This is a genomic window from Desulfobacter sp., assembly GCF_050177295.1.
Genome location: NZ_JBFXHE010000220.1, coordinates 1 through 7,273 on the forward strand (window position 1 = coordinate 1; position 7,273 = coordinate 7,273).

The 7,273-nt window shown below is 52.9% G+C and carries 7 protein-coding genes; all 7 read left to right on the forward strand.

Translation table 11 applies throughout. The features are described 5' to 3' along the window. Positions 1-990, forward strand: a 990-nt coding sequence (locus AB7U36_RS14800; RefSeq protein WP_428160496.1) for a polyamine ABC transporter substrate-binding protein, incomplete at its 5' end; no start/stop codon positions are given. A 349-nt stretch (positions 991-1,339) separates the two neighbouring features. After that, the gene (locus tag AB7U36_RS14805; RefSeq protein ID WP_428160497.1) at positions 1,340-2,692 is read left to right on the forward strand and encodes a putrescine aminotransferase; all 1,353 of its coding nucleotides are present in this window, start codon (positions 1,340-1,342) and stop codon (positions 2,690-2,692) included. A gap of 27 nt (positions 2,693-2,719) precedes the next feature. Continuing rightward, positions 2,720-4,138 (forward strand): aminobutyraldehyde dehydrogenase, encoded by a 1,419-nt coding sequence (locus AB7U36_RS14810; protein WP_428160498.1) that lies wholly within the window; start codon positions 2,720-2,722, stop codon positions 4,136-4,138. A 24-nt stretch (positions 4,139-4,162) separates the two neighbouring features. After that, positions 4,163-5,269, forward strand: coding sequence for an agmatine deiminase family protein (locus tag AB7U36_RS14815; protein ID WP_428160499.1), 1,107 nt, complete (start codon positions 4,163-4,165; stop codon positions 5,267-5,269). An 11-nt stretch (positions 5,270-5,280) separates the two neighbouring features. Next, positions 5,281-6,261: an N-carbamoylputrescine amidase gene (gene aguB, locus AB7U36_RS14820; protein ID WP_428160500.1), complete on the forward strand. Its 981-nt coding sequence runs from the start codon at positions 5,281-5,283 to the stop codon at positions 6,259-6,261. Then, complete coding sequence (locus AB7U36_RS14825; RefSeq protein ID WP_428160501.1) at positions 6,195-6,473, forward strand: hypothetical protein; 279 nt, start codon at positions 6,195-6,197, stop codon at positions 6,471-6,473. Before aguB ends, AB7U36_RS14825 begins: the two co-directional genes overlap by 67 nt. A gap of 77 nt (positions 6,474-6,550) precedes the next feature. Further along, positions 6,551-7,102 carry a Crp/Fnr family transcriptional regulator gene (locus tag AB7U36_RS14830; protein ID WP_428160502.1) on the forward strand — a complete coding sequence of 184 codons (552 nt, stop codon included), beginning with the start codon at positions 6,551-6,553 and terminating at the stop codon, positions 7,100-7,102. Positions 7,103-7,273 lie beyond the last annotated feature (171 nt).

Consider the following 7,273-nt stretch of genomic DNA (forward strand, 5'->3'; position numbering starts at 1 on the left):
TTTGCTGCAGATGAACTTCGTGTTCTGATCTGGAGTGAATATATGCCCGAGGACTATATGGACACCTTTACCAAAGATACGGGTATTAAAAGCCGGGTGGAACTCTACGAGTCCACGGAAGAGCTTGTGGCCAAACTGCAGGCCGGCGGCGTAAACCAGTATGACGTGGTTGTCCCGTCCGACTACATCATCAAAACCATGATCAAGCTGAACCTGCTCCAGAAGCTTGACCATGCCAAACTGCCCAACCTGGTGAACCTGGAACCTGCGTTTAAAAATACAGCCTATGATCCGGGCAATGAATATACGGCACCCTATCAGTGGGGAACTGTGGGCATGCTCTACAATAAAGAAAAGCTGGGTGCGGATTACGTGGCATCCACTTCGTTATTCTTTGATCCGGGTGCCCGCAAGGGTCCTGTGGTCATGATTGACTCCATCCGGGAAATGCTGGGCATTGCCCTGAAATACATGGGCAAAAGCGTTAACACCCTGGACAAAACCGACCTTAAGGCCCTTGCCGACATGATGATCGAAACCAAATCAAGCAAGTTCTTTGCCGGATTTGACGTGGGAACCGGCGGCCGGTCCAAGGTTGTTGCAGGCACTGCCATTGCCGCTTTGGTTTACAATGGTGACGCCCTGCGTGCCGTGGCGGATGCCCCTGAGAAATTTGTCTTTGCCAATCCCAAGGAAGGCGGCGTGATCTGGGCGGACAACATGGCCATTCCTGCCGGTGCCCCCCATGTGGACTATGCCCACACATTCATCAACTGGGTGCTGGATGCCAAAAACGGCGCCGCGCTCTCCAACTGGACCCAGTATGCCACGCCGAACAAGGCTGCCAAGGAATTTATCACACCTGCCGACCTGACCAATCCGGCTATTTATCCAAGTGAAGAGACCATGAAGACGCTTGAATTCATCACTGATCTTGGCAAGGATAACCGGTATTACGACGAGCTGTGGACAATGATCAAAACCAGATAGCGTTTGAATGGGGACTCACCCATCTGCGGCCTTTCTGCGGACCGTTGTAATCCTCACAACCATAAGGTTGCTCCGGTTACAACGGTCCTTGCGCCTTGCATATGGGCAAGTCTCCATCCAAACCCGGCGTTATTCAACCACAAAGATCACGAAGTTTCATATCCTGAATCTTCGTGACCTTCGTGTTCTTAGTGGTAAAAAACAAAAATGATACATTAACAGCTCACGCAAATTATTTACTGACCATTCAGTAAATATGCCGATGGCGGTTAGAAAACCCAAATTTCATATAAAAAAACTTTGTAAAAACACTTTTTACGTATGTAAGGAGAAAAGGAACGGAAACAAAATGAGCAGGGATATTACACAAGCGTTTAAGGAAGCCAATAAGTATGTTAACCTGATTAAAAAAAACGATGCCGATATCACCCGGGAAGAACGGGAGATGGTGGCTAAAGAGACCGTGGAGAACTTTCGAAATCATGTGAACAAGGGATTTCTCGAATACCGCAAATCGGTCACCGAGGAAAACAGCTTTGCCGTTACGGAGTGGACCGGCCAGGGCTCCATTTTAAAGGACATCCTTGGACGTGAATACATTGATCTGCTCGGCGGATTCGGCCTGTACTCCTATGGCATCCGGCACCCCAAAATTATTGCCGCGGTCAAAGCCCAGCTTGACCGAAGCCCCCAGTACAGCCAGGAGATGCTTGATCCTTTACGGGCAAAACTGGCCCAGGTTATCGGCATGATCACCCCGGGGGATATCCAGTATGGATTTTTTGCCAATTCCGGCACCGAAGCTGTGGAAGGCGCCATGAAGCTGGCCAAACTCTACACCGGCAAAAAGGGGTTTATTGCCATGCTCAAGGGGTTCCACGGAAAAACCCTGGGCTCGCTGTCGCTCATGGGCAAAAATGTCTTCCGCCAGCCCCTGCTGCCCCTGCTTGAAGGGGTGCAGCATGCGCCCTTTGGCGATGCCGATGAAGTGGAACGCCTGCTCAAGACCAGCGCACAGGTGGGCAACGGCATTGCCGCTATTGTGGCGGAACCCATCCAGGGCGAGGCCGGTGCCATTGTACCGCCGGATGATTTCTGGCCCAGCCTGCGCAAGCTTTGCGACCATTACGGCGTGCTTTTAATCGCCGATGAAGTCCAGACCGGATTCGGCCGCACCGGCAAGATTTTCGGCGTGGACCACTGGGATGTAACGCCTGACATCATGTGCTTTGGCAAGGCCCTTGGCGGCGGGGTGGTGCCCATGTCCGGATTTTTCTCCACCCATGACATCTGGGAAGTCATGGAGCCCAACCCCTTTATGCACACCACCACCACCGGCGGCAACCCCCTGGCCTGCGCATCCGCCCTGGCAGCCATCTCTGTGCTCCAGGAAGAGGGGCTTGTGGACCAGGCCGCCCAAAAAGGGGAGTACGTGATGAAACGCCTCAACGCGTTAAAGGAGACCTATCCCGGCATTCTGAACAAGGTAACCGGCAAAGGCCTTCTCATCGGCATGGAATTTGTCTCCGACGAGATCGGCTACAGCCTGTCAGCAGGACTCTTTTCCCGGGGCGTCATCACCTCCGGCACACTGTCCAACGCCAAGTGCATCCGGTTTGAACCGGCCCTGAACATCCCCATGGAGACCCTGGACCGGGCTCTTGCCATCATGGAAGAGGTATTCAAGGATATTAAAGGGTAAAAAAATACGATAACAAGGAGAACAATTATGAAACTTTGGATTAATGGAAAATGGTGTGACGGCGCCCAGGGTGTTCTGGCTGTGGAAAACCCGGCAACAGGAGAAATCATTGCCCAGGTTGCCAATGCGGGTGCCGCCGACGTGGACAAAGCCGTTGCTGCCGCCAAGGCCGCTTTTCCCGTGTGGCGCGGGATGACGCCCAAGGAACGCAGCATGTGCATGTGGAAACTGGCAGACCTCATGCAGGAAAACATCGAGGAACTTGCCAAAATCGAGAGCCAGGACACAGGCAAGCCCTATGAATTCCTAAGCCTTGGCGGGGACCTGCCCTTCTGCATCGATAACCTGCGCTTTTTTGCCGGCAGCGCCCGGGACAACAGCGGACACCATGCCGGCGAATATGCCCCGGGGTACACCAGCATCTATCGCCGGGAACCCGTGGGCGTGGTGGGCCAGATCGCACCCTGGAACTATCCGCTGCTCATGGCGGTCTGGAAAATCGGTCCGGCCCTGGCCGCCGGGTGTACCACCGTGCTCAAACCGGCCTCCCTGACCCCGCGCACCTCGCTCATGCTGGGGGAACTGTGCAAAAAGGCGGGGATCCCGGACGGGGTTGTCAATGTGCTCACCGGCAATGTGGGCCCTGCCATTGTCAACCACAAGGATATCCGCATGATTTCGGTGACCGGGGCCACCAGCACGGGCGCCGCCATTATGCAGAGTTCTGCCGAATCCATCAAACGGGTTCACCTGGAACTGGGCGGCAAAGCCCCGGTGATGGTGTTTGAAGATGCCGACCCCGGGCTTGTGGCCCAGAAGATCAGTCTGGGCGCCTTTTGCAACTCCGGCCAGGACTGCACGGCAGCCACCCGGGTGATCTGCCATGAATCCTGCGTGGCCAGGGTGACCGATGGCCTTGTGGCAGCCATGAAAGCCGTGAAGGTGGGCAACCCCTTTGACAGCGGCACCATGATGGGGTCCATGATTTCCAAATCCCATATGGAATTGGTGGACGGTTTTGTTAAACGCGCCAAAGCCGCAGGCGCAAACATTCTGTGCGGCGGTGAAATCCTGGATGGGCCCGGTTATTTTTATGCTCCCACGGTAATTAATCATGTTGCCCAGGATTCTGAAATCGTGCAAAAAGAGGTATTCGGACCTGTTGTCACCATCCAGTCCTTCAAGGAGGAGTCAGACGCCATGGCCATGGCCAATGATACGGTATTTGGCCTGGCATCTTCGGTATTCACCCGTGACGTGGCCCGGGCCATGCGGGTGGCCAAGGCCCTGGAGTTCGGATGCGTCTGGGTGAATGACCATCTGCCCCTGGTTTCCGAAGCGCCCCATGGCGGGTTCAAGCAGTCCGGTTTTGGCAAGGATCTGTCTGCGGAAGCAGTGGGGGATTACCTGGTGACCAAACATGTAATGATAAACACAACTGTTTAAAAATATCAGGACACAAGAAAATACATGACACAACTAATACAGATTCAGGGGGCCCATCCTTTGGCTGGTCCCCCTGCAAACGGTTTTTTCTCCATCCCGGTGCGCACCCCGCAAAGCGACGGGCTGACCATGCCCGCCGAATGGGAGGACCATGATGCCTGCTGGATGGTGTGGCCCTGCTCCCGGGAGTGTTTCAAGGGGGTGCTGACCGAAGCAAAACAAACCTATGCAAAGGTGGCCCGGGCCATTGCCGGTTTTGAACCGGTCTATATGCTGGTCAACCCGGAACAGCGGACCGAAGCCCGAAACCTTCTGGGCAGCGCGGTCACCCTGGTCAATGCCACCTGCTTTGACTCCTGGGCCAGGGACAGTGCGCCCACCTTTGTGCGGGATGAAAAAGGCAACGTTGCCGGGATTGACTGGGTATTTACCGGATGGGGCCACTATCCCATCACAGGCCCCTGCGATGAGGCCATGGCCATTGATATCCTGCGCCATTTGTCCATGCGGCGGTACACCGCCCCCTTTATCCTGGAAGGCGGCTCCATCCATGTGGACGGCAAAGGCACGCTGGTCACCACCGAACAATGCCTGCTGGACCCTAAGCGCAATGCCGGGTTCACAAAAGCGGATTTTGAAAACTTGTTCCGGGCCTATCTCGGGATTAAAAAGGTGTTATGGCTTGGCAATGGCCTTGAAGGGGATGAAACCACCGGGCACGTTGATATTCTGGCAACATTTGCCCGTCCCGGCCTTATCCTTTTAAATTCCTGTCCCGATCCGGGCGACGCCAATTTTGCAGTCACCCAGGATGCAAAGAAAAGACTTGCAGGCGCTGTTGATGCGGCAGGGAACGCCATAGAAATAGTGGAAATTCCCCAGCCCGGACGGCAGGACTGGGGGGGTGAACGAATGGATCTGAGCTATATTAATTTTTACATGCCCAACGGTGCCATTATCATGTCCGCCTTTGATGATCCGGCAGATGATCAGGCAGAAGAGATGATGCAGCAGATTTTCCCGGACCGCACCATTATCCGGATCCCGAGCCTGCCCCTTTTTGCCGGCGGCGGCGGGATACACTGTATCGCCCAGCAGCAGCCGGCAGGGACAGCCCTGCCACCTTTTTAACCGGAGTAAATATGGAAAAAGTAAACGTCGCGGTCACCCAGATGGCCTGCAGTATTGACTATGAAACCAATGTAAAAAAGGCGGAACAGGTTGTACGGGATGCCGCTGCCAAAGGCGCACATATCATCCTGCTGCAGGAGCTGTTTTCAGGTCCCTATTTCTGCAAGGTACAGGACTCTGCCTATTTTTCCCTGGCCCGGGAAAAAGACAAAAGTGGCCTGATCAAGGGATTCAGCGCCTTGGCCAAGGAACTTGGCGTGGTGCTGCCCATCAGTTTTTTTGAACGGGCCGGCCAGGCATATTTCAACAGCATGGCCATGATTGATGCCGACGGCACCGTCATGGGGATCTACCGCAAAACCCATATTCCCCAGGGGCCGGGGTATGAAGAAAAATATTATTTCAGCCCGGGGGACACGGGTTTCAAGGTATGGGCCACCCGGTTCGGCAAGGTGGGGGTGGGCATCTGCTGGGACCAGTGGTTTCCGGAAAGCGCCCGCAGCATGGCGCTGATGGGGGCGGACATCTTGCTGTACCCCACGGCCATCGGGTCGGAACCCCAAATGCCCGGGTATGATTCCCAGCCCCACTGGCAGCGGACCATGCAGGGCCATTCAGCCGCCAATGTGATTCCGGTGTGCGCATCCAACCGCATTGGCACGGAAAAGGACCGGGATGTTGAAATGACCTTTTACGGCACATCCTTTATCACCGGCAACACCGGAGAAATACTTGCCCAGTGCGACCGTAACACCCAAGATATAAAAATCGTTTCCTTTGATTTCAAGGAAATTGAAAACATGCGGGCGGGCTGGGGCCTGTTCCGGGACCGGCGTCCGTCTATGTACGGGACCATTGGGGGATTTGACGGTGGGCCAAAAAAGCCTATGATGAGCTGCCGAAAAACTACCAGAAAATTCTGGACGTGGTTGCCGGCAATATCAACATCCGCACCCTGGCCGCCTTCGACGCCCGGAGCAGCGTGGCCATAGACAGCCTGGTCAAGGAACACAAGGTGGAAATACAGGTCTTTCCGGATGATGTTATCAAAAAGTTAAAAGAGATCTCCCAAGCCGTTATTGCCGAAGAAGCCAAAAAAGATCCCTTTGCAGCAAAAGTCCATGAAGATTATATTGCTTTCCAGGCTAAAACCGCGGCTTGGGGAAATATGACCGAAAAAGTTTACTGGAATACAATGGCCTGATCCCATGGTTAGAATAAATCGCATAAATTATTACCGGTTATTCAAACTTTAATGAACACTAGGCAAGGAGTTTTTATATGGAATATGATATTACACTTGTTCAGCAGACCATCTTTTTCAGCGGCCTCTCCTCATTCGAGATCAAACAGATATTTGAAGGATGTGCATCTGTGACGGATGTGGCCCAGGGAGATAAAATTATAGAGGAGGGAACTGTTGACGATAATATCTACTTTCTTCCGGAAGGCAAGGTGCAGGTTGAGCTGGAAACAAATAATCTTTATAATCATCAGTTAACTGAAATAAAAGGACCGACTGTTTTCGGAGAAATGTCTTTTCTGGATAAATCCCCACGAAGCGCGACAGTTAAAGCACTGGGAAATTTTGAGATTTATATTATTAATGGACGATATCTCGATGAACTCCTGATGGAAATGCCTAATACTGGTTATAAAATCAGCAGGAATATTGCATGCTCTCTTTCAAAAATACTACGCCGATCAACTGAGATGATTTCCAGGGAGATTGAAAGGAACCAGCTACTGCATGACAAGGCTGCTCAACTGGCCGTTCATAAATATAAGGCAACGCTTTCCAATATTGTTCATTATATTAATCAATCCGCCTAATCGCGGTGCAGCCGCAGTGAACGCTTTAATCAGCGACGCTGCTTTTTGGCTCCGCAGATTTACGTTTAAGGAATGATGCACTATTCTTAATGGTTCCCAAGACACCGTCAACCTCCGGGAGTGAAAATTCCATCAATTTATCAAGCTCTGTAAATCCAAGGGCCAGTTCTT

What these genes read in the sequence shown, in the direction of transcription:
- aguB (WP_428160500.1), top strand. Translation starts at nt 5,281, where the DNA reads ATGGAAAAAGTAAACGTCGCGGTCACCCAGATGGCCTGCAGTATTGAC.
- AB7U36_RS14815 (WP_428160499.1), top strand. Translation starts at nt 4,163, where the DNA reads ATGACACAACTAATACAGATTCAGGGGGCCCATCCTTTGGCTGGTCCC.
- AB7U36_RS14810 (WP_428160498.1), top strand. Translation starts at nt 2,720, where the DNA reads ATGAAACTTTGGATTAATGGAAAATGGTGTGACGGCGCCCAGGGTGTT.
- AB7U36_RS14805 (WP_428160497.1), top strand. Translation starts at nt 1,340, where the DNA reads ATGAGCAGGGATATTACACAAGCGTTTAAGGAAGCCAATAAGTATGTT.
- AB7U36_RS14830 (WP_428160502.1), top strand. Translation starts at nt 6,551, where the DNA reads ATGGAATATGATATTACACTTGTTCAGCAGACCATCTTTTTCAGCGGC.